General features: G+C 40.8%; 27 protein-coding genes. 17 read left to right on the top strand and 10 right to left on the bottom strand.

The window, feature by feature from the left end:
* Window positions 1-25: 25 nt before the first annotated feature.
* From EW142_RS12745 to EW142_RS12735, 3 genes are read left to right on the top strand one after another with little or no spacing between them, the layout of a single operon-like run.
* Window positions 26-955: a DUF6427 family protein gene (locus tag EW142_RS12745; protein ID WP_130614417.1), complete on the top strand. Its 930-nt coding sequence runs from the start codon at window positions 26-28 to the stop codon at window positions 953-955.
* Between the two features lie 37 nt (window positions 956-992).
* On the top strand, window positions 993-1,598 hold the full coding sequence (locus tag EW142_RS12740; protein WP_130614415.1) for a DUF4254 domain-containing protein: 606 nt from the start codon (window positions 993-995) through the stop codon (window positions 1,596-1,598).
* The gene (locus tag EW142_RS12735) at window positions 1,582-2,631 is read left to right on the top strand and encodes a glycosyltransferase family 9 protein (protein WP_240740213.1); all 1,050 of its coding nucleotides are present in this window, start codon (window positions 1,582-1,584) and stop codon (window positions 2,629-2,631) included. The genes EW142_RS12740 and EW142_RS12735 overlap by 17 nt, the downstream gene beginning before the upstream one ends.
* On the opposite strand, the gene EW142_RS12730 is transcribed toward EW142_RS12735, so the two are convergent.
* The 4 genes from EW142_RS12730 to EW142_RS12715 all read right to left on the bottom strand — a co-directional run bounded on the left by EW142_RS12730 (window position 2,628) and on the right by EW142_RS12715 (window position 5,663).
* Complete coding sequence (locus tag EW142_RS12730; protein ID WP_130614414.1) at window positions 2,628-3,245, bottom strand: TetR/AcrR family transcriptional regulator; 618 nt, start codon at window positions 3,243-3,245, stop codon at window positions 2,628-2,630. The genes EW142_RS12735 and EW142_RS12730 overlap by 4 nt on opposite strands.
* A gap of 201 nt (window positions 3,246-3,446) precedes the next feature.
* Window positions 3,447-4,535: an arsenosugar biosynthesis radical SAM (seleno)protein ArsS gene (gene arsS, locus EW142_RS12725; protein WP_130614412.1), complete on the bottom strand. Its 1,089-nt coding sequence runs from the start codon at window positions 4,533-4,535 to the stop codon at window positions 3,447-3,449.
* A 9-nt stretch (window positions 4,536-4,544) separates the two neighbouring features.
* Window positions 4,545-4,880 (bottom strand): arsenosugar biosynthesis-associated peroxidase-like protein, encoded by a 336-nt coding sequence (locus EW142_RS12720; RefSeq protein WP_130614410.1) that lies wholly within the window; start codon window positions 4,878-4,880, stop codon window positions 4,545-4,547.
* Window positions 4,881-4,955: 75 nt separating this feature from the next.
* Complete coding sequence (locus EW142_RS12715; protein ID WP_130614409.1) at window positions 4,956-5,663, bottom strand: TIGR04282 family arsenosugar biosynthesis glycosyltransferase; 708 nt, start codon at window positions 5,661-5,663, stop codon at window positions 4,956-4,958.
* 309 nt (window positions 5,664-5,972) lie between these two features.
* Between EW142_RS12715 and EW142_RS12710 the strand changes: the two genes are divergently transcribed.
* A complete protein-coding gene (locus EW142_RS12710; protein WP_130614407.1) occupies window positions 5,973-6,758 on the top strand; it encodes a patatin-like phospholipase family protein in 786 nt (261 codons plus the stop codon).
* Here EW142_RS12710 and EW142_RS12705 read toward each other — a convergent pair.
* Window positions 6,730-7,101, bottom strand: a complete 372-nt coding sequence (locus EW142_RS12705; RefSeq protein WP_130614405.1) for a hypothetical protein — start codon at window positions 7,099-7,101, stop codon at window positions 6,730-6,732. The genes EW142_RS12710 and EW142_RS12705 overlap by 29 nt on opposite strands.
* A 3-nt stretch (window positions 7,102-7,104) precedes the next feature.
* Window positions 7,105-8,154, bottom strand: a complete 1,050-nt coding sequence (locus tag EW142_RS12700; protein WP_130614403.1) for a ferredoxin--NADP reductase — start codon at window positions 8,152-8,154, stop codon at window positions 7,105-7,107.
* 123 nt (window positions 8,155-8,277) lie between these two features.
* Here EW142_RS12700 and EW142_RS12695 point away from each other — a divergent pair, with 123 nt between their 5' ends.
* Window positions 8,278-9,747, top strand: a complete 1,470-nt coding sequence (locus tag EW142_RS12695; RefSeq protein ID WP_130614401.1) for a DUF5687 family protein — start codon at window positions 8,278-8,280, stop codon at window positions 9,745-9,747.
* 31 nt (window positions 9,748-9,778) lie between these two features.
* The gene (locus EW142_RS12690) at window positions 9,779-10,474 is read left to right on the top strand and encodes an ABC transporter ATP-binding protein (RefSeq protein ID WP_130614399.1); all 696 of its coding nucleotides are present in this window, start codon (window positions 9,779-9,781) and stop codon (window positions 10,472-10,474) included.
* Between the two features lie 52 nt (window positions 10,475-10,526).
* On the opposite strand, the gene EW142_RS12685 is transcribed toward EW142_RS12690, so the two are convergent.
* From EW142_RS12685 to EW142_RS12670, 4 genes are read right to left on the bottom strand one after another with little or no spacing between them, the layout of a single operon-like run.
* Window positions 10,527-10,895, bottom strand: coding sequence for a nuclear transport factor 2 family protein (locus EW142_RS12685; protein WP_130614397.1), 369 nt, complete (start codon window positions 10,893-10,895; stop codon window positions 10,527-10,529).
* A gap of 33 nt (window positions 10,896-10,928) precedes the next feature.
* Window positions 10,929-11,594 carry a DUF2461 domain-containing protein gene (locus EW142_RS12680; RefSeq protein ID WP_130614395.1) on the bottom strand — a complete coding sequence of 222 codons (666 nt, stop codon included), beginning with the start codon at window positions 11,592-11,594 and terminating at the stop codon, window positions 10,929-10,931.
* Window positions 11,591-11,917 (bottom strand): TfoX/Sxy family protein, encoded by a 327-nt coding sequence (locus EW142_RS12675; protein WP_130614393.1) that lies wholly within the window; start codon window positions 11,915-11,917, stop codon window positions 11,591-11,593. Before EW142_RS12675 ends, EW142_RS12680 begins: the two co-directional genes overlap by 4 nt.
* Before the next feature lie 2 nt (window positions 11,918-11,919).
* Complete coding sequence (locus EW142_RS12670) at window positions 11,920-12,357, bottom strand: hypothetical protein (protein WP_130614391.1); 438 nt, start codon at window positions 12,355-12,357, stop codon at window positions 11,920-11,922.
* Between EW142_RS12670 and EW142_RS12665 the strand changes: the two genes are divergently transcribed.
* The 11 genes from EW142_RS12665 to atpG all read left to right on the top strand — a co-directional run bounded on the left by EW142_RS12665 (window position 12,349) and on the right by atpG (window position 22,240).
* Window positions 12,349-13,362 carry a GlxA family transcriptional regulator gene (locus tag EW142_RS12665; protein ID WP_130614389.1) on the top strand — a complete coding sequence of 338 codons (1,014 nt, stop codon included), beginning with the start codon at window positions 12,349-12,351 and terminating at the stop codon, window positions 13,360-13,362. The two genes, EW142_RS12670 and EW142_RS12665, sit on opposite strands and share 9 nt — an antisense overlap.
* Before the next feature lie 114 nt (window positions 13,363-13,476).
* On the top strand, window positions 13,477-16,032 hold the full coding sequence (porW, locus tag EW142_RS12660; RefSeq protein WP_130614387.1) for a type IX secretion system periplasmic lipoprotein PorW/SprE: 2,556 nt from the start codon (window positions 13,477-13,479) through the stop codon (window positions 16,030-16,032).
* Window positions 16,033-16,038: 6 nt separating this feature from the next.
* A complete protein-coding gene (locus EW142_RS12655; RefSeq protein WP_130614385.1) occupies window positions 16,039-16,488 on the top strand; it encodes a bactofilin family protein in 450 nt (149 codons plus the stop codon).
* On the top strand, window positions 16,466-16,696 hold the full coding sequence (locus EW142_RS12650; protein ID WP_130614383.1) for an AtpZ/AtpI family protein: 231 nt from the start codon (window positions 16,466-16,468) through the stop codon (window positions 16,694-16,696). The genes EW142_RS12655 and EW142_RS12650 overlap by 23 nt, the downstream gene beginning before the upstream one ends.
* Window positions 16,697-17,113: an MFS transporter gene (locus EW142_RS12645; RefSeq protein WP_130614381.1), complete on the top strand. Its 417-nt coding sequence runs from the start codon at window positions 16,697-16,699 to the stop codon at window positions 17,111-17,113.
* Window positions 17,114-17,206: 93 nt separating this feature from the next.
* Window positions 17,207-18,334, top strand: coding sequence for a F0F1 ATP synthase subunit A (atpB, locus tag EW142_RS12640; protein WP_130614379.1), 1,128 nt, complete (start codon window positions 17,207-17,209; stop codon window positions 18,332-18,334).
* Window positions 18,335-18,413: 79 nt separating this feature from the next.
* Complete coding sequence (gene atpE, locus EW142_RS12635; protein WP_045801726.1) at window positions 18,414-18,605, top strand: ATP synthase F0 subunit C; 192 nt, start codon at window positions 18,414-18,416, stop codon at window positions 18,603-18,605.
* 81 nt (window positions 18,606-18,686) lie between these two features.
* Window positions 18,687-19,187: a F0F1 ATP synthase subunit B gene (locus EW142_RS12630; protein ID WP_130614377.1), complete on the top strand. Its 501-nt coding sequence runs from the start codon at window positions 18,687-18,689 to the stop codon at window positions 19,185-19,187.
* A 6-nt stretch (window positions 19,188-19,193) separates the two neighbouring features.
* Window positions 19,194-19,733 carry an ATP synthase F1 subunit delta gene (gene atpH, locus EW142_RS12625; RefSeq protein ID WP_130614375.1) on the top strand — a complete coding sequence of 180 codons (540 nt, stop codon included), beginning with the start codon at window positions 19,194-19,196 and terminating at the stop codon, window positions 19,731-19,733.
* Between the two features lie 2 nt (window positions 19,734-19,735).
* Complete coding sequence (gene atpA, locus EW142_RS12620) at window positions 19,736-21,316, top strand: F0F1 ATP synthase subunit alpha (protein WP_130614373.1); 1,581 nt, start codon at window positions 19,736-19,738, stop codon at window positions 21,314-21,316.
* A gap of 63 nt (window positions 21,317-21,379) precedes the next feature.
* Window positions 21,380-22,240, top strand: coding sequence for an ATP synthase F1 subunit gamma (atpG, locus tag EW142_RS12615; RefSeq protein ID WP_130614371.1), 861 nt, complete (start codon window positions 21,380-21,382; stop codon window positions 22,238-22,240).
* Window positions 22,241-22,352: the final 112 nt, after the last annotated feature.

The raw sequence follows: 22,352 nt of genomic DNA, 5'->3' as shown, positions 1-22,352 counted from the left end.
CTCTGCAAAAGTAGTAAAACCCAACATGATTTCAAGCTTTTTCAGTAAAACAAAACCGGTTAATTATATCATTTTGGCGGTTTCTCTGGTGTTGTTTTACGGATTTTATGTGTCGTTTGAGAATTCTGTACAAATCTGGACTGAAAAACCAATTTCAGAGGGGCTGGCGGTAATGGTCCTTGTTCTCGAACTTTTTGTAATCAATGAAATAATCCGAACTGAAAAAATAACGGGCTTCAGTTCGTTTACTATGCTTTTTTTCGTCTTGTTGTTGCTTTCGTTTTCGGACACAGTTTTGGACAAGAATGGAATTTTTGCAAACTTATTTTTGCTATTGGCACTTTGGAGACTACTGGCCATAAAATCCATGAAAAATGTAAAGCACAAGATCTTTGATGCAGCATTATTTGTTTGCATCTCCAGCTTTTTTTATGACTGGATGCTAATCTTTTTGGTCTTGATTTTCTTGGTGATCAATGTGTACGAAAGAAACAATTATAAAAATTGGTTGGTTCCATTTGTGGCTATTTCCACTGTTTTTGTTTTGGCTTTTTCCATCTTAAGGGTGTATGACAACACCACGTTTTTCGTGCAGCATTACACCTTTTCCCCTGAGTTTTTGGGAGAGACCCAATGGCGTATTAAAAACAGTAGGTTTCTGCTTTTTTTTATTTTCTCATTAGCGCTAATGACCTTGGTGTTTATTAGACTCCGTAAAAAAGGGGGCGGAAAGTTATTGGCACTTCGCATTCTGTTCTTTGCTTTTCTGATTTCCATGATTTTAACCCTATTCAAAATGAAAAGCTCAAGTCCGTTGATACTGTGCTTTTTCCCAGTCGCCGTTTTTTTGACGAACTATGTGGAGACTATTCGCAATACACGATATAGAGAAATAGCGGTTTCACTTTTCATATTGGTTCCCCTTTTGATTTTTACCTTAGGATTGACCTCTTAAACCTTAATACAATATCTTTGCAAAAATTGAAAAGAATATGTTCAGCGCACTCGCCTTTGCGGTTTTTGAAGAAAGTATCAACACCTATCATATCAAGGATGATGTATATCAAGACTTTCGAAATCCTTATCCAAAAGATAGAATTGAGCACCTGCTCTTTCGAAAAAACTGGATTGACACGGTGCAATGGCATTATGAGGATATAATTAGAGATCCCAATATTGAACCTGTCGATGCACTTGATTTGAAACGGAAGATTGACGCCAGCAATCAAGATCGAACCGATTTAGTGGAGTATATTGACAGTTACTTTTTAAACAAATACCAATCGGTACAAGTAGAAGAGGATGCTACCATCAACACTGAGAGTCCAGCCTGGGCGATAGATAGGTTATCTATTTTGGCGCTAAAAGTCTATCATATGCAAGAAGAAGTCGATAGAAAAGATGCTTCTCCCCAACATATTGAAAAGTGTGGAACCAAGCTTGCTGTTTTGTTGGAACAAAAAAAGGATTTATCCAGTGCCATAGACCAACTATTGGCAGATATTGAAGCTGGAACCAAGTACATGAAGGTCTACAAACAGATGAAGATGTACAACGATGACGAATTGAATCCTGTACTCCGTGAGCAAAAAGGATGAATCGGCCCATATTTTGGTCATACGATTATCTGCTTTGGGCGATGTGGCCATGCTGGCACCCGTTATCTTGGGTTTGGTCGCCAAATACCCTTCCCTAAGACTGACCGTATTAACAAAAAGACAGTTCGCTCCTATTTTCGAAGGAATCCCAAACGTAGAAGTACATACAGCCGACGTCAAAAAACGACATAAAGGGCTTATGGGCTTATGGCGGTTGTACAAAGAACTTGAAAAGTTAAAAGTCACTGGGGTAGCAGACCTACACAACGTTTTGCGAAGCCAGGTTCTCAAAAAATATTTTCTTTTAAGCGGTATTCCTTTTCAGCAGATAGATAAGGGAAGAAAAGAAAAACGGGCATTAACCAAAGGAAAAGAAGACGCCTTTAAGCCATTAAAGCCCACTCATCAACGTTATGCAGACGTTTTTTCAGTCTTGGATTTCCCGATTGATTTACGCGAAGTTCAGCTCCTAAAAAGACAACCACTATCGGATAAACTCCTCAACCTTGTTCAACAAGATTCCAAAAAATGGGTGGGAATCGCTCCTTTTGCGGCCCACGAGGGCAAAATGTTTTCATTGTCCTCTATGGAAAAAGTAATAAGCACTTTAAATGATACCAATAAGTATAAAATTATATTGTTTGGAGGTGGTGAACAAGAAATCATTCATTTGGACAGGTTAGCTCAGGAAAAAACCAATATCGTCAATGTTGCTGGAAAACTATCCCTTTCTGAAGAATTGATATTGATCTCCAATTTGGATGTGATGGTATCTATGGACAGTGGAAATGCACATTTGGCGGCAAATTATGGTATTCCGGTAATTACCCTTTGGGGGGTTACCCACCCCTATGCAGGGTTTTATCCCTTTGATCAACCTATGGAAAATGCCTTGCTTTCTGATCGGGAACAATTCCCTTTAATCCCAACTTCAGTATACGGAAACAAAGTTCCCAAGGGATACGAGAAGGTTATGGAATCGATTTCTGTGGAAGAAGTAATTGCCAAAATTAATGCACTATTGGTCAGCTAGGCATAAATCGCAATCGGCTTCAGACTATTAAAATAGCTTTTCAGTTGCTGAATGTATCGATAAACAAACTGTTTTGAATCTGACCCTTTTAATAGGGTTCGCATTCCAAGGTAAGAAGCAATAATATAGGCCGCCGCACCTTCGCAGTCCACATGTCGAGCAATATGCCCATCATATTTTCCTTTTTTTAGAAGAGAAACCAAGTTGACCTCCCACAAACTCAAGATGTCCTGCAAGTATTTGTTTATTTCTTCATTTCGGTTGTTGAACTCTGCCAAAAAATCTGATAATAAAAACCCGTAGGCCAGTTCATTGTTCTTGTCGGGCTCCAGAGCATTTTCTATGGTTTCGACAATCACCGGGATTGGATTGTCGTGCGTATCCAAGGGTTCGATTAAAAGTGAGAAAATTTTACGCACCACCAAATTTTGAATAATGTAAATGAAATAATCCTCTTTTGATTTGAAATGGTGATAGAAAGCCCCCTTGGACAGTTCCAACTCTTTTAAGATATCATCAAGACTGGTATTGTGGTATCCCTTTTTGGTAAAAACATCAAGTCCTTTATAACAAAGTCGGTTTATGGTAACCCTTGATTTTAGGTTCTTTTGCATAAGATTTGGTTTTGGGTGTTTTAGACCCTTTGGTCTGTTACAAAGTTCTGTGAATCAAGTAGGGGGGATAACAAAAAGGGATGTTCTCCTAAGAAAAATCGTTAAAAAGCTCAAAAATTGAGAAAACGGCATCTTCCCAAAGAAAGAAACCGACCAGAGGGTCGGTTTAAGTGTTTGATTACGGAGACAAAAGGGTTTTACTTAAGCCACAGTTCCCTGACAACTACTGCCCGCTCCAGCGGTACACCCATAACAATGTTGTGAAATCACAATGTTCCGATCATTCAAAATGTCTTCATTGTAATCTTTGATGTGTTTTACCTTACTGCCCACCTTTAAATCCAACATCTGATTAAAATCACAATCGTACAGCCATCCATCCCAGCTAACGGAAATGGTGTTGGTACACATCACATTGGCCACTGCGGAAGGATTATAGGCATCCACCAAGGCATACATATAGTCTTCATAATTGTCAGAAGCGATGAGATAATCCAAAAAGCGTGATATAGGAAGGTTGGTAATGGCAAAAAGGCTATGAAAATCAATATCAAAATCTTCTTTCAATGCTTTTTTGAAATCCCGCTCCATGGCTTCTTGATCTCCTGGTAAAAAAGCTCCGGAAGGATTATAGACTAGATCTAGTCGCAAACTACTGTCGGGCATGCCATATCCAACGGCATTCAGCTCTTGCAATGCTTTGATGGATTTATCAAAAACCCCATCGCCCCGCTGCTTGTCCGTTTTTCCCCTAGTATAGTGGGGCATTGAAGAAACCACATGCACGTTATGCTTCTTGAAGAAGTCTGGTAAATCGTAGTATTTTTTATTGGCTCGGATAATGGTAAGGTTGGAACGAACAATGAAATCCTGTATTCCCGCTTTGGCCGCTTCCTCTACAAACCATCTGAAGTTGGGGTTCATTTCAGGCGCACCTCCGGTTAGGTCCAAGGTATGCGCTCCTGTGTTGCGGATAACTTCTAAGCACAGCTCCATCGTCTCCCGTGTCATGATTTCCTTTCGGTCGGGCCCTGCATCCACATGGCAATGCTCGCATACCTGATTGCACATATAGCCCACATTGATTTGAAGAATTTCCAATTTTCTGGGACGTAAAGGGGCATGTCCTATTTCGGCTATCTTGTCCTTAAAATAGGGAAGTTCCCCTTCCGCAAAGGGACCACCATTTAGGATTTCCAATTGTTTGTTGGTAGAGGCGAGCTCATTTTCACGTGCTTTCAGTGATTTTTTGGCTGCTTTTTTAATTTCCGGCAATATGCTCTGTTCCATAAGGGACGATTACATGGATAATTTGTTGTACTTGTTCATCATTTGCACGCCGTGCACTAGGGTAGCTCCACTTTCAATGGCGGCACCGGCGTGGACGGCTTCCATCATTTCCTCTTTGGTAATGCCACGTTCCAGTCCATCTTTGGTATAGGCATCGATACAATAAGGACATTTCACCACATGGGCAACCGCCAAGGCGATTAATGATTTTTCCCTTGCACTTAATGCCCCTTCTTCAAAAACTTTTCCATAATAGTCGAAGAATTTAGTACCAAGTTCTTCGCTCCATTCGGTTATTTTTCCAAATTTTCTAAGATCCGCTGGATCATAATATGAGTTAGCCATTTGTTTTGCTTTAAATAGATTATTGTGCTTCTTCGGAAGAAGTACTTTTATAATAATAAATAGGAATGCTAGGGTCTATTGGATTCTGCTAGCAGCAAAACCTAAGGGTGAGCCCTTATTGAAAGGAATGTTTGAAAAATGAAGTTGGCTTGAAAGGAAATCAATTTCAAAGACGTGTTTTGTAGTCGAACAGATGTTGGAAAAAAGTTGAAGCAATTTTAAACCCACTTGCCTTACAAAATTGGAGAGCCTTTTTAAATCTGAAATGGAATCAATATCATCAAGAAGGTTCAACTGGCGGACGCTTCTACCCTTAGCCAAAATAAAAAGATTCAACGCCTTGCGCAAGCTAGAGGTTTGCCAGGGCAACGCAACAAAATCTTCCATATGAAAGTCACTTGCATGAATCCCAATAAGATAACAACCACCATCCTTGGAAGGACCTACAACTGAATTCCCCTGGGACAGTTGCAAAGCGGCTTTGTCAATATGTTGTTTGGATAGATTGGGGCTGTCATTCCCAACGGTTATGACTTTTGAAAAGCCCAATTCAATTATGGCTTGAATGGCATGGGCAAATCGCTCCCCAAAATTGGCACCTTTTTGCTCCGTGTCACTGAAATGAAAAAAAGGAAGGCCGGAGGCCTTAATAGTTTTTAAGGTTTGTTCGGATAAAGCTTTGAAGAGTGAAGGTTCTCCAAAGAATTTTTTTTGGCGTGCGTCCTCCATTGCGGAATTCGCAAAAAACAAAACAGCGATATCTTGAAGATGGTTTGCTCTCAAGGGAACGGGCCTTTTCCGTAAACTTACGATAAAAAAGTATTTTCTTTTAGTCGTGAATCAAGATACCACATTACATATTCTATGAACAACCACTTTTTTTAACATACCGACGCCTAAGTCGGTGCAAGAAACGATTTCAGAACTGTGAAGCCGTTTACTAGGCCTATTTTATGGATAAAGTTTCCAAAACCACCACCGTTTACAAAAACAACAGACCAAGCAGTTGGTTAATTCTCTATTAAATTCATCGATGTATGGCATAATTTGTTAAGTACTGTCTAATTTTAAGCATTGAACTTGTTCCACAACATGTCCCAAAACGAAAAAAAACCAAAAACTATCGGCCTTGTACTTTCTGGAGGTGGAATAAGGGGAATGGCACATATTGGACTGATCAAGGCAATGCATGAAAATGGTCTTGAAGCTGATGTAATTTCTGGAACAAGTGTAGGGGCGCTGGTCGGGGCGTTGTATGCCAATGGAAATTCTGCCGAGGACATGCTCCAGTTTTTTAGGGAGACCCCATTGTTTAAGTATAATTTTTTTGCCATCAACAAACCTGGATTTATTGACACGGAAAGGTACTACCCCATTTTTAAAGGGTATTTTCCCAATGATTCCTTTGAAAGCCTGGACAAACCGCTTCATGTGGTCACCACAGACCTTATGAAAGGCGAGGAAAAAGTATTTTATCAAGGTGATCTAATCAAACCCCTTTTGGCATCTGCAGCTTTAACTCCTGTTTTTAGCCCTGTGGACATTGATGGTGTTCTGTATGCTGATGGAGGTGTGATGAACAATTTTCCCAAAGAATATGTGGAAGACAAAGTTGACTTAGTTATTGGCAGCAATGTTTCCATCGCGGGGGAAGTACGAAAAAAAGACCTCAAAAATTCTTTACAACTAGCCGGAAGAATCACAGGCTTGATGATCTATGCATCAAGTCATAAAAAACTAACGGAGTGTGATCTGTATATAGAGCCCTTGGAGTTGGAGAAAATTGGGGTTTTGGACAAGAAGGGTATAGAAAAAGCCTTTATGATTGGATATGATCATGGTAGTAGGACTATTGAAAAATGGTTTTCCAAGGAATAACAAAAGGTAAAACCAGGCACCAAATAAGAAAGAAAACTGCCATTCCGGATGGAAAAGGCTTTTTGGCCAAAATAGCAGGTAAGGCCACGGCAAGTAGCCAGCTTCCTTTGTAAATCAATTGAAAAAGCAATACCAAGGCCATGCGCTTCGGGTAAATTAGGCCCAAACAGGAGAGTACAAAAATCGCCCCCCACAAAGAACCTACCAACCGAATAATTTCTGAATAAGCCACGGAATTTTCGAAAATCGAACGAACGGCCACTTTGGGAAAAAACAAGCTGGTGAAGCTTATCCAACCGGCAACCAGAATGTTGGCGACGTATACAATTTTTAGACCTATCATGGATTACACATCATCATAATCCACTTTCAAAGTGGGAGTTAATGGATGCGCTTGGCAGGTGAGGATAAGGCCTTCCGCAACCTCTCCATTGGTCAAAATTTGATTTTTCACCATCTCGGCTTTTCCTTCAGTAATGCGGGCTATACAACTACTGCACACCCCACCCTGGCAAGAATAAGGGGCATCGATGTTTTCCTTTAGAACCACATCCAACACCAACTCCTTTTTGTCCATCGTCAATGTAAAGGATTCATCATCAACGATGACCTCCAATTGTGTTTTCCCTTTTAGATTTTCCGCAAGGGTGTCTTCTGTTTCCGGGGAAGAGAACAGTTCGAATAAAATTTGCTCTTGGGGGATCCCATTGTTTTTTAAGGTATCGGTGACGGTTTCAATCATTTCCTCTGGGCCACACAGATAAAAAGCATCAAATGAGGTATCCTTGAATTTATTTTTGACAATAAAATTGACCGTGGATCTTTCGATTCTGCCGAACATGGCGTTGTTCTCTTGAGCTCTGCTGTAAATATGCTGAACAAAGAATCGATCGCCGTACTCCTTTTGCAAATTCTCAATGGCCGAAAGGTACATGGTCTCTTCTGCGGTCTGATTTCCAAAAACCAGCACAAATTTGTTTTCAGGACTACTTTCCAAAACCGTTTGCGCAATGCTCATAATGGGAGTGATACCACTTCCAGCAGCAAAAGCCGCAATGTTTTTTGAAGTCCCATTGGCTTGAAAAATAAAACGCCCCTCAGGGGGCATTACTTCCAACAAGTCCCCCTCCTTGACACTTTCGTTGGCGTAAACTGAAAATGTACCCTTTGGCATTTTTTTAATTCCAACAGTGACCTTACCTGAAGATGGCGCCGAGGAGATGGAGTAAGCTCTGCGCAATTCCTCGCCATTTACTTGATGCTTTAGGGTAATGTATTGCCCAGCAGTAAAGGAAAAAGTCTCTTTGAGATTCTCTGGGATTTCAAAAGTAAGGGATACTGCATTTGGGGTAAGCTGCTCTTTTGAGACAACTTTGAGGGCATGAAAATCACTCATCTAGTCAATTTTTGGTGCAAAACTAAGGATTAGCTTGATTTTTGATCATAATTTTTTGCAAATACGGATGGGATTGTAACAAATCTTTCCTTTTGGGTACTAACTTGTGAAAAATTGCCAACCATGTTCAAGCATTTCATTCGACTGCAATGGAAATCCTTTTTTCGGTCCTCTTCTTTCGGAAAAGGCATTGCACTCAAAATTTTAATGATCTTTTTTGGGATTTATATGTTGACCACTTTGGTGGCCACTGGGGCAGGAATGTATTTTATTCTACGAAAGCTGGCACCAGATGTCAACCCGATGTGGCTCATCAGCCAATATTTTGTGTATTGGATTCTCATTGAACTGTTTTTGCGGTATTTCATGCAGAAACTCCCAGTCATGGATATTAAGCCTTTTCTATCCTATCCCATAAAAAAAAGTGCCATTACCCATTACATCCTGGGAAGGTCGGCAGTTTCAATTTACAACTTGTTGGCTATTTTTTTCTTTGTACCCTTTGCCATTGTATTGATATTTAAGGGTTACCCAGCGGTCAATGTGTTGTTTTGGGTCGTTTCTATTTTTGCGATTGTCCTTTGCGTTAACTACGTAAACTTTATTGTAAACAAAAGCGACAAGGCATTATTGGTTATCGGGGGAATTATAGTTGCCCTTTATGCCATGGACTATTTCGCTTTACTTCCTGTTAAGGCTTTCTTTGGCCCAATTTTTCACGGATTGTATGCCTATCCCATTACTGTGCTCGTTCCCATGGCCCTTGCGATATTGGTTTATTGGATTAATTACAAATATTTAAGGAACCGTATTTTTCTAGATGCCTCCCTTAAGGCCAAATCCCAAGAAGCGAATACTTCCGATTTGGCTTGGACTCGTCGATTTGGGGATATAGCCCCCTTCCTGCGATTGGACCTTAAACTTATTTGGAGGAATAAGCGAACCAAGGCCCAAGTATTCATCTCACTTTTGTTCGTTTTTTATGGACTCATATTTTACACGCAGGAAGTTTACGCCAACATGATGCCCATGTATGCTTTTTTGGGCATTTTTATGACAGGAATCTTTTTGGCCAATTTTGGTCAGTTCATTCCGGCATGGGATAGTGCTTACTACGGTATGATGATGTCTCAAAACATTCCGCTTCGCAAATACCTTGAGTCAAAAGCCGGTCTAATAGCTGTCAGCGTTGTGGTGATGTTCTTACTGACCATACCCTATGTATATTTCGGATGGAAAGCCCTTGCGGTCAATTTTGGTAGTGCACTCTATAATCTGGGTGTTAACATTCCGGTGATTCTCTATTTCGGTTCCTTCAACAAAAAGCGTATCGAATTGGACAAAAGCCCCTTTGGTAATATGCAGGGGACCAGTGGCACCCAATTTCTGATTATGCTTCCAGTTTTGGGCTTGCCCATTTTGATTTTTACAGTGATTTACTACTTGATTTCAATAGAGGCCGCAGTAATCGTACTTTCCGTTCTGGGAATTGTGGGATTCGCATTTCGGAATTATTTCCTGGATAAGATTACCGAGCAATATCGAAAAAGGAAGTATGGCATGATTGCGGGATTTAAAGAAAAAAACAGCTAATTGAAATAACCACCTTTATAAAATTGTTACAATGATTGTTGCAGATAACCTCACAAAAAAATACGGTTCACAAGAAGTTTTGAACATTGATCATTTGGAAATTCCCAAAGGCCAAAGTTTTGGTTTGGTGGGAAACAACGGTGCCGGCAAGACTACTTTTTTCAGCCTACTTCTCGATTTGATTCAACCCACTTCTGGTAAAGTTGAAAACAATGGGGTGCAGGTGAACGCCAGTGAGGAATGGAAGCCTTTTACGTCGGCCTTTATTGATGAAACTTTTCTTATCGGGTACTTGACACCGGAAGAGTACTTCTATTTCATCGGAGAGCTCCGTGGCCGTAACAAGGCAGATGTTGATGCCCTGCTGGCACAATTTGAAGACTTTTTCCACGGAGAAATTTTGGGACAGAAAAAATACCTTCGTGACCTTTCCAAAGGAAACCAAAAAAAAGCCGGAATCGTGGCATCATTTATTGGGAATCCCGAAGTCGTTATTTTGGACGAACCCTTTGCCAATTTAGACCCCACCACCCAAATTAGATTAAAGGCCATCATCAAGGATTTAGCAGCGAAACAGGATGTCACGGTTTTGGTATCAAGCCATGACTTGATTCACGTGACGGAGGTTTGCGAACGTATTGTAGTGCTCAATAAAGGAGAAATTGTAAAAGATATTCAAACTTCAACAGAGACCCTCAAGGAATTGGAAAGCTTCTTTGGAGGATAAAAAAAGCGCTTCCAATTCGGAAGCGCTCAACTCACAACCTCAAGGCATTCGTTTAGAACATAACAGAAGGATCATAATGAAAGGAAGCCTTTTTGATCTTTCCATTTTCCACTTGGTAAAGGGAAATCTCTTCCATATTTACTCTTCTTCCATCCTTAAAAGTGACATCACTGGTCATTGGTACAGCGAAGTGATTTCCTGCAACAATGGGATCACCTACCGAACCACCATGGGATTCGGCAATCATGCTAGCCCAGTTTTCGAACCCTTTCAAAATGTTATCCAAACCTTCGGTCACCTCATTAGGCAAACCCGGCATTTCAACACTTACTGAATCTTGAGCATAGAGCCCATAAGCTTCCTCGTATTTTCCCTCTCTACAAAGGGATACCAACTTGTCTGCAACTTCTTGTGTAGTCATTTTGTTTGTATTTATTGATTAATTGATATCTGTTTAGCCTTCTTCCAAGGCTTCGTTCAAAAAGGAATTCAACGGCCGAATCGCTTCAAAATGGTTCAATATTTCGTCTCTCAAGGCATCGGAATCATAGAAGGGATCCAAGGGAAACTCTGCCATGGCATAAAATTGCTTATGGAAAATGAGGTCCGTTTTCTCCGCGGTGGGCTGTAAATCTTTGTCCAGTCGCTTGGCCTTTTCACCTTTTAGTTTCCCAAATGCATTTTGAAAATTGGTATCCCCCACGATCCCCAACAATTGGTCTGTATTTTTTGCAATATGGTGTCTTACTTTTTTAAGCAGTGGAGTGCTTACCATAAACAGTCCACCACCCACATGAACATGTACCGCATCGATACCCAAGTAGAACCCTGGTAGCTCCGATTTTTTTCCTCCAGCGGAAAAGCCCGCTTTCATTATGGTGTGATAAGGAGATTTGTCCTTTGCAAATCGGATGTCACGATTAATCCGAAACAGCGCTTTTTTGGGATCAGTTTGAATTTGGTTGTTCCACTCCATTAATTCAGGAATTACCTCTTCAAGTAAATTTAGAAAGGGCAACTTAACATCGTTTTCATAACGTGCCTTGTTGGCATGAAACCACTCTTTGGTATTGTTTTTGGCAAGCTCTTTGAAGAATGAGCTGTACTTTGAAGTAATCATAGTTTAGATATTTCAATGGATTCCCATGCCCATTCCAAAAGCGTCACTTCATTCTCCAACACCTTTACAGGAACTGAATAATAGGGCATTTTTCCATGTTTGTGTGAATCTTGTTCCGCATATTTCTTATATGACGAATCATTGACTTTAAAATAGACATTACCTTTAGAATCAACAATCCCAAACATTTTTCCTTGATGGAAGATGCCATGCCCGCCAAACATTTTTTTGGCGGAAATTCCTTCAACCTTTGCCAATCTGGAAACAAGTTGTTCAGCAGCAGCTTGACTAACAGGTGTTAGCTTATCACCTTTTGTTCCCATAGTTATTCAGATTTAATATGATTTAATGCCAATTCCGTCAACGGCATCCAATTTTCGCGGTGTTCAAAACCCAATTCATACCAGCCAGACAAGGGCTTCTTGGTCTTGAAGGGACTAAATTCCCCAAGCTCAACTTTTATGGAATTCAAATCGAAGCCTTTTCCAAGTTTAAAAACCATATTGTTCTTTCTTGAAAGAAAGGCGAAGACCTTGTTTTTGTAATGGATAGCAGGGGAGCTCATCATTTTGCCCTGGGTCACTTCAGGATGGTTTCTACAATAAAATTTTCTAATTTCTTCAAATGCTTCCAATTCCATTATCCCAAAACTACAAAAGCACCCACCTCCTCCATAAGGGCAAATAAGACACTTTAAAGGGTTGATTCGGCCAAGCTCATTTTTTACCTTTGAGTCTATCACAACATCCAGTAAATGAAACATGTATCTATTTTGGTTCCCAAGCGAAATGCTATTTTGAGCAATGTGGTGGGGCCTTACAAAGTGCTATTGGCCGCTAATCAGTTCTTGAAGAAAACAGGGGTAAGGGAAGATGATTTTTTTGAGATCCATATTGTCGGTCTGGAAAAGGACACTGTGCTCTATGACGGGGCTTTCCGTATTCATTGTGAACATACCATTGATGAGGTGGAAAAAACAGACATTGTCTTGATTCCAGCTTTTCGCCCAGATTTTTTGATGGAGGAATTGGAAGAAAACGCGGGATACATCCCCTGGATTTTAAAACAGCGCGAGGTTCATAAAGCAGAGGTGGCCAGCATGTGTTTGGGAGCTTTTGTACTCGCCAGCACCGGCTTGATCGATGGCAAACAATGCGCTACACATTGGGCGGCGATGGATATTTTTAAACAAATGTTTCCAAAGGTACATTTGGTATCCAACAAAATTGTGACGGAAGAAGATGGCATTTATTCCAGCGGCGGAGCATACTCTTTCTTAAATCTAATGATTCATCTGGTGCAGAAATACTGCGGAAGACCTACGGCAATTTATCTTTCCAAGTTTTTTGAAATTGAGATTGACCGGATAGACCAAAATCAGTTTGCCATATTTCAGGGTCAGAAAGACCATGATGATCAAGCCATAAAGGAAGCACAGAACTATATTGAACAAAATGTGCGGGAAAAAATATCTGTGGAATGGTTGGCACAACGGCACGCCATTAGTAGTCGAAATTTTGTACGAAGGTTTAAAAAAGCGACCCAAAACACGCCTTTGGAATACATTCAAAGGGTAAAAATTGAGGCTGCAAAAAGAAGCCTGGAATCCACACCCCAAAATGTGAACGAGGTAATGTACCAAGTGGGTTACATGGACCAAAAGTCTTTCAGAACCGTTTTCAAAAAATACGTCGGATTGTCCCCTGTAGCCTACAAGAGCAAATACAATAGGATAACCGCTCAGTTCGATAGTTTGACCGCTTGGTAGGGAATCAAATCGGAGTCATTTTTTTCAATACATTATGCAATGGCGTATTTTGTCGATAAGCCTTATAATAATATGGCTTTTTTTGAGTTAGGTTAAGTACGATTAGCAACAATTTTGAAACTTCTTTTTAAACTTTTTGGGGCGCTTCTTTTGGCTGGGGTATTTTTTAATTCCTGTTCTGTCAAAAAAGACAAGTTTATCAACCGCAACTGGCATGCCTTGAACACCAAGTACAATACCTTGTACAATGGTAATTTGGCTTTTGAAGTAGGTCGGGAAGAACTCAATGCGAACTACCGTGATGACTATTGGGAGGTGCTTCCTGTGGAACGCCTTGAGGTGACCGATGAGGTCAAACTTGACTCAGAAGATAACAATCCAAACTTCATAATTGCAGAGGAAAAGGCCACAAAGGCCATTCAGAAGCATAGCATGGATATCAAAGATGAGGAACGCAATCCTCAAATTGATGAAGCCTTTCTTCTTTTGGGAAAGGCCCGTTATTTTGATCAACGGTACATTCCTGCATTGGAATCCTTCAACTACGTGCTTCGAAAATATGCCGAGAGCAACAAACTCAATGAAGCCACTATTTGGAGAGAAAAGACCAACATGCGGCTGGACAACCCTGAATTGGCGATAAAAAATATCAAGCGACTTTTCAAGTTTGAAGATTTGAAAGACCAAGAATATGCGGATGCCAATGCTGTTTTGGCGCAATGCTATATCAATCTCAAGGTACGGGATACTGCGATTCAAAAACTAAAAATTGCCCAAGCCTACACCAAAAAAAATAACGAAAGAGGAAGATATCTTTTCATCATAGGACAACTTTACAATCAACTGGGATATAAAGACAGTGCCAACTATGCCTTTGACAAGGTGATTGCCTTAAACCGAAAATCTCCGAGAATCTATATGATCAATGCCCATCTAAAAAAGATTCAGAACACCGAGATTTCTGAAGCAAATGAAGAAGAGTTATTGGAGTATCTGACTGATTTGGAGGAGAACCGCGAAAACCGCCCTTTTTTGGATAAAATATATCGTGAGATTGCCCAGTTTCATCTGTCGACAAAATCGGATAGTTTAGCGATTGTGTATTACAACAAATCGTTAAAAGCTAACAGGGGCGACCGTAAATTAAGTGCATTGAACTACCAAAGCCTAGCGGATTATTATTTTGATCAAGACCTCTACAAAACGTCAGGGGCTTACTATGACAGTACATTGACCAACCTGAAGGAGAACACAAAAAAGCACAGAAGAATAAAGAAGAAGTTGGACAATTTAGAAGATGTGATCAAATATGAAGACATCGCTCAATATGCCGATAGTGTCATCACCATCTATTACATGCCAGAAGAGGAACGAACTTCATATTTTGAAGACTACATCGCCGAGCTTAAATGGAAGGAAGAAGAGGCCGCCGAGAAAGAACTTCAAAGAACAACGGCAGGTTTCGCGGCTTTTGCTGAATCCAAAGGTGGAAAAGCGAACAAGGGAAAATTCTATTTCTATAACATCACCAGCTTGGGCTACGGCAAAAATGACTTTAGAACAAGATGGGGCAATCGCGAACTTGAAGACGATTGGCGATGGAGCAATAAAAACAGAACCTTGATTTCTGAGGCAACCGGTGATGTGGTCGCGGTTGATAGCAATGAGCAAGAGGAAGTACCGGAGGATAAAAAGTATTCCTTGGAGTATTATCTGGAGCAAGTGCCTACCGACTTGAGCGTGATTGACAGCCTTCAAACAGAAAAGAACTTTGCCAACTATCAGTTGGGATTAATCTACAAGGAGAAGTTTAAAGAAAATTTATTGGCCGCCGGAAAATTGGAAAATGTACTGGCTTCCAATCCGGAAGAGCGATTGATCCTTCCATCAAAGTACAATCTCTATAAAATTTATGAGGAATCGGGAAGTCCGTTGGCCGAGAATATGAAAAGGAACATTGTATCAAACCATCCGGATACCCGCTATGCGGAGATACTTCTTAATCCACAGGCAGTGCTGGTTGGCAATACCGATAGTCCTGATGCCAGGTATGAAGCACTTTACAAACTTTACGAAAAGCAAGAATATCTGAACGTCATCACCCAGACCCAAGAAAATATCCAAAAGTTTATGGGAGACCCCATAGTGCCAAAATTGGAAATGCTGAAGGCCAATGCCATTGGAAGGCTACAGGGTTTTGAATCTTTTAAGGAAGCTTTAAATTATGTGGCGCTGACCTATCCCAACAATGCAGAGGGCAAGAAGGCCGAGCAGATGGTGAAGGATCAATTGCCCAAGTTGGAGAACAAGGATTTTTCACCCGAAACAGGCTCTTCTGGGAAAGGAAATTGGAAAGTTGTGTTCCCATTTAAAATATCTGACAACGAAAGTGCGTTACAATTAAAGCAACGCTTGGAAGAAGTACGAAAGGATCTCAATTACAAGAACATCATTTCCAAGGACATTTATAATTTGGAAGATCAGTTTGTAGTGGTGCATGGCTTTAAATCAAAAGAATTTGCCTTAGGCTTCACCGAGCTCATAAAAAACAACAAGGACTACAGGATCAACAACGATAATTTCGTAGTTTTGTCGCTGAATTACAAGATCATACAGGTCCATAAAAATTTAGAATCATACAAAGAACAAATTTTAACCCCAAAACCGTAGAACACAATGTTTTCTGACAACAAAAAACCTCGACCTATGACAGAACTTGGCGGACAACCCAACAGAATTGAAAAGAACACCAAAATTAAAGGTGATATTACTTCCGAAGCTGACTTTAGAATAGACGGCAAATTGGAAGGGAATGTAAAAACCTCCGGAAAAGTAGTAATCGGAAGGGAAGGATTGATTAAAGGAAAAGTAGAATGTGTCAATGCAGACATAGAAGGAAAATTCAATGGAGAACTCCATGTGAGCGACCTGCTTTCCCTGAAATCTTCTGCAGTGATTGAAGGCACGGTGACCGTGGCCAAATTGGCCGTAGAACCAGGAGCCACTTTCAATGCTTCATGTACCATGGGCAAAGCTGCCGCTTCAACTTCTTCAAGTTCCAGCGCTTCGAGCTCAACCCACAGATTGCAGCCGACGAAGACAAATGAGCCAGCCAAAGTCTCCTAAGAAAAAGGACGCTTTTAAAAACGCGGCGGTACTTACGGGTATCGCGTTTGAAATGGGGATCATCATTTACCTATCTGTTCAAGGTGGTAAATGGCTGGATGACCATTATCAAAACGAAAAGAATATTTTTACGGTAATTGCCACTCTTTTGGGAGTGGCAATTTCTATTTGGGTAGTTTTGCAGCAGTTAAAACGAATCAAATATTAAATGACTAAACCCAATTTACCTGCCCAGTTTATTTTGATTCTGGTTTTCTTGCTGTCCCTCTCTTTTTTGGTTCATACCCAAATATTGAAAAGTCTGGACTTGCCACCCTTCGAAAATCTTATTTTCCGTGCATACTGGGTCAATGCGATTTTGGCCGCTGTCATTTTCCTATTGATCTATATTTTTCGTGAAAAGCTTAAAAACCTCATTGGGTTTTTGTTTATGGGGGGCAGTTTGATCAAATTCGCCTTTTTCTTTATACTTTTTTATCCCACCTACAAGCAAGATGGGGACATGTCGCGATTAGAATTTGGAGCCTTTTTTATTCCCTACGCGATTGCCCTGATCTTTGAGACGATTTTCATTTCAAAATTGCTTAAAAAAATAGAGGGTTCCTCGGTAAATCAAGACTCTTAAAAACCTCAAAAATAAAAGCTTGAAAGCTTTTTTCTTTTTGTAAGAAACGCTTACATTTGCACCGATTTTTGAGAGACCGATATTTTGAGCGAAATGCGAAAAGACACTTTTACGAGATTTCTACTTATTGCAGCACTTTTTTTAGGTCAATTTTCCTTCGCTAGTGAGGCCAAGGAGGCAATATCTGAAGAGCAAGGTACAGACCTCAAGACTGAGATAAAGGATTACATTTTTCATCACCTTAAGGATTCCCACGATTTTTCACTGTTTTCATATACCAAAGAAAATGGGGAACATAAGTATGTAGGTTTTCCACTGCCTGTGATTCTATGGGACGAAGGACTACAGGTATTTTCGTCCTCAAAATTCCATCATGGGGAAACCTTGGCAGAAGTGGACGGCAATTATTACAAATTGTACCACAACAAAATCTATAAGACAGATGCTGAAGGAACCATCAATTATGATGAAGAGCATCACCCTGCCAACATAAAGCCATTGGATTTTTCAATCACGAAAAACGTGGTTATGATTATTATCACGGGACTTTTAATGTTGTTGTTGTTTGGAAGTCTTGCTAGGTCTTATGCCAAAAACAATGGTATTCCCACTGGAGCGGGACGTTTCTTTGAGCCGATTGTACTTTATATAAGAGACGATATCGCTCGTCCCAATATTGGAGAGAAGCGTTATAAAAAATACATGCCCTTCTTGTTGACCATCTTTTTCTTTATATGGTTTTTGAACATGTTCGGCATGACCCCGCTAGGTATAAACGTAACAGGAAATATTGCGATTACCACCTCATTAGCGGTTTTAACCTTTATCATCACCAACTTTACCGGAACAAAAGACTATTGGATGCACCAATTTGACCCGCTTGGCAAGTCTTTACCTTGGTATGGAAAAATCGTTTTGTACATCATCTTGGTTCCTATTGAATTGTTGGGATTGATAATCAAGCCGTTCTCACTGTTGATTCGTTTGTATGCGAATATGCAAGCAGGGCATATTGTGATAGGAAGCTTGATTGGGTTGATGTTCATTTTTAAAAGTTGGATAGGAAGCCCATTGTCTTTCGGATTGGCTTTTGCCATCTCATTGATAGAAATATTAGTAGCATTGCTACAGGCCTATATATTCACCATGCTTTCTGCACTATACTTTGGGTTTGCCTCAGAAGAGCATGAGCATGAACATGAAGCCGAAGTGGCACAGTAACAATGATTGAATTGTCACCTCGAGACATGTTTGAGAGGTGTTTGATAAATTGAATATTTAATTTTTAAACTAGATAGATATGGAAATTCCAGTAATGGTAGGTGCAGGTTTGGTAGTTATCGGTGTTGGTTTAGGTATTGGTAGAATCGGTGGTTCTGCTATGGAGGCCATCGCACGTCAGCCTGAAGCTTACGGAAAAATCCAAACAGCGATGTTGATTGCAGCAGCGTTGATTGAAGGTATTGGTTTTGCTGCTCTTTTCGCAGTGTAATCAAAACAAGTAAAGCGAAAGGCCGTAACGGTTGGTTGCGGCCTTAGCTTGTTTAAAAATTGATAAGATAAAAGACAGATTATGGAAAAGTTATTGGAAGAGTTTTCGGTAGGATTGTTTTTCTGGCAGACTTTGCTATTTGGCTTGTTGCTTTTTCTTCTATGGAAATTTGCATGGAAGCCCATCCTTAATGCGGTCAACGATCGGGAGGAAGGAATCAAAAATGCTTTGGATGCAGCGGAAGAGGCCAAGAAGGAAATGCAGAATGTTACTGCCGATAGCGAGAAGCTTCTAAAAGAAGCAAGAGCGGAAAGAGAGACGCTGTTGAAAGAAGCACGTGAGATAAAGGAAAGAATTGTAGCTGAAGCAAAAGACCAAGCTCAAGTGGAGGGTGATAAAATGATCAAGCAGGCGCAGGCTGCCATTGAAAGTGAAAAGAAAGCAGCTGTGGCTGACATCAAAGCTCAGGTAGCCAATCTTTCTGTAGACATTGCTGAAAAAGTAATCAAAGAAGAACTGTCCGACAAAAAGAAACAGCACAAGTTGGTGGACGATATGTTGGGAGACATCAAACTGAATTAATCCGAAATGAACGAGGCAAGAGCAGCAATACGGTACGCAAAAGCAACCTTGGATTACGCGGTCGAGAAAAAATCGGCTGAAGCTGTGGAAAAGGATATGAGAACCATTTCGGCCACCATAACCGAAAATGAGGATTTGCAAAACCTTTTGGGAAGCCCTGTGATCAAGGCGGAAATCAAGAAGAAATCATTGAACGAAATCTTCAAGAGCTCCAATGAAATCACCAAAGGCCTCTTAAACACATTGACCGACAATAAACGGATTGGAATGTTACAAGAGGTTGCCTTCAAGTATATCATTCTTCACGAACAATTGAAAGGGGAGGATGTTGCCTACGTGACCACTGCGGTCCCATTGAACGCAGCATTGGAAAAGAAAATATTGGGTGAAGTGACCAAAATTACAGGGAACAAGGTCACCCTTGAGAATAAAGTTGACGAAAGCATCATCGGCGGATTTGTGCTGAGGTTAGGAGATTTGCAATATGATGCAAGCATTTCAAACAAACTGAACAATTTAAAAAGAGAATTTACAAATAGTCTATAAAAATGGCAGGAGTAAAAGCCGCTGAGGTATCAGCAATTTTGAAAAAGCAATTATCCGGGTTCGAAGCTACGGCATCTTTGGATGAAGTAGGAACTGTACTGCAAGTAGGGGACGGTATTGCACGTGTATATGGACTTTCCAACGCTCAATATGGTGAGCTTGTGGAGTTCGATGGCGGTATGGAAGGTATCGTTTTGAACCTAGAGGAAGACAACGTTGGTGTAGTTTTGTTGGGCCCATCCAAAGAAATTATGGAGGGAGCTACTGTAAAAAGAACCCAGCGTATTGCATCCATTAATGTTGGTGAAGGAATTGTTGGGCGTGTCGTTGATACGTTAGGAGCACCAATTGATGGTAAAGGACCTATCTCTGGCGAAACCTACGAAATGCCATTGGAACGTAAAGCCCCTGGGGTTATTTTTCGTCAGCCGGTAAACGAACCACTGCAAACAGGAATCAAAGCGGTTGATGCCATGATTCCAATCGGTAGAGGACAAAGGGAGTTGGTTATTGGCGACCGTCAAACAGGTAAGACCACCGTTTGTATCGACACCATCTTGAATCAAAAAGAATTTTATGATGCAGGTGAACCTGTGTATTGTATTTATGTTGCTGTAGGACAAAAAGCTTCTACTGTAGCTGCCATTGCAAAGACTTTGGAAGATAAAGGGGCCTTGGCTTACACTACAATTGTTGCCGCAAATGCATCTGACCCTGCACCAATGCAGGTTTATGCTCCTTTTGCTGGTGCTGCGATTGGAGAATACTTCAGGGATACAGGTCGCCCGGCATTGATCATCTATGATGATTTGTCAAAACAGGCTGTTGCATATCGTGAGGTATCCTTGCTTTTGAGAAGACCTCCAGGCCGTGAGGCTTATCCTGGGGACGTTTTCTACCTACACTCAAGACTATTGGAACGTGCCGCAAAGGTTATTGATGACGATAGCATTGCACAAAACATGAACGATCTTCCAGATGTTTTGAAACCTATGGTAAAAGGTGGAGGATCATTGACTGCACTTCCAATCATTGAGACGCAGGCAGGTGACGTATCCGCATATATTCCAACCAACGTGATTTCGATTACCGATGGTCAGATTTTCTTGGAGCAAGACTTGTTCAACCAAGGGGTTCGACCAGCGATTAACGTAGGTATTTCCGTATCACGTGTTGGTGGTTCCGCACAGATTAAATCCATGAAGAAGGTAGCAGGTACTTTGAAATTGGACCAGGCGCAATTCCGTGAATTGGAGGCGTTCGCCAAATTTGGTTCTGACTTGGATGCTGCTACTTTGAATGTGATTGAGAAAGGACGTAGAAACGTTGAAATTCTGAAGCAAGCGCAAAACGACCCATTTACCGTTGAGGATCAGGTAGCTATCATCTTTGCAGGTTCCAAGAACTTGTTGAGGGATGTACCTGTGGAAAAAGTAAAGGAATTCGAAACCGATTTTATCGAATTCTTGAAAGCAAAGCATGCTGATGTGTTGACAACCCTAAAGGCCGGAAAGTTGACCGACGAGGTAACCGAAACTTTAACGGCGGTTGCCAAGGACCTTTCAGGAAAATATAGAGCATAGGTTCAGTATTGGGAAGTGAGAAGGTCTCATTACCTAATACTCAATACTAAATTCTAATTAAGAATGGCGAATCTAAAGGAAATACGAAGCAGAATATCTACGGTGTCTTCGACGATGCAGATAACCAGTGCCATGAAAATGGTATCTGCTGCAAAATTGAAAAAAGCACAGGATGCTATTACTGCAATGCGACCTTATGCCAATAAATTGACCGAGCTATTGCAGAATTTAAGTGCAAGCTTGGATGGTGATGCCGGTAGCAAGTTTGCGGACAATAGAGAAGTAAAGAAGGTATTGGTGGTGGCCATAACCTCAAATAGAGGTCTTTGTGGAGCTTTTAATTCCAACATTATAAAGCAGAGTATTCTCTTGAATAACGAAACCTATGCAGGCCAACAGGTTGACTTTATGGCCATAGGTAAAAAAGGAAATGATATTCTTGGAAAAAAGGGGAACGTCATCGCCAACAACAGTCAGGTGTTTGATAACCTTACCTTTGACAACGTTTCCGAAATAGCAGAGGACTTGATGGCCAAATTTACCGAGGGACAGTACGACCGAATTGAATTGGTATATAACAAATTCAAAAATGCGGCTACACAAATCGTGATGACTGAGCAGTTCCTTCCCATAGTACCGACGGAAGGCGGCAGTCAAAATAGTGCGGATTACATTTTTGAGCCATCAAAGCCGGAAATTGTGGAGCAATTGATTCCAAAATCTTTAAAAACCCAACTTTTCAAGGCAATTCGTGATTCCTTTGCCAGTGAGCACGGAGCTCGAATGACTGCTATGCACAAAGCCACGGACAACGCGGGTGAATTAAAGGATCAACTGACATTGACCTATAACAAGGCCCGTCAGGCTGCTATCACCAATGAAATATTGGAAATCGTGGGTGGAGCTGAGGCGCTAAACAACTAGGCCTTTGTTTATATAGAACTGATAAACCACCCTTAATGGGTGGTTTTTTTGTTTAGGGGGTCATGAAAAGTTTTGGCACCACTTTTGGTTTTATATCTTTAGAAACCATGAA

This window comes from Flagellimonas allohymeniacidonis (assembly GCF_004296335.1).
Taxonomy (GTDB): Bacteria; Bacteroidota; Bacteroidia; order Flavobacteriales; family Flavobacteriaceae; genus Flagellimonas; species Flagellimonas allohymeniacidonis.
This window is presented reverse-complemented; position numbering and strand designations above follow the sequence as displayed.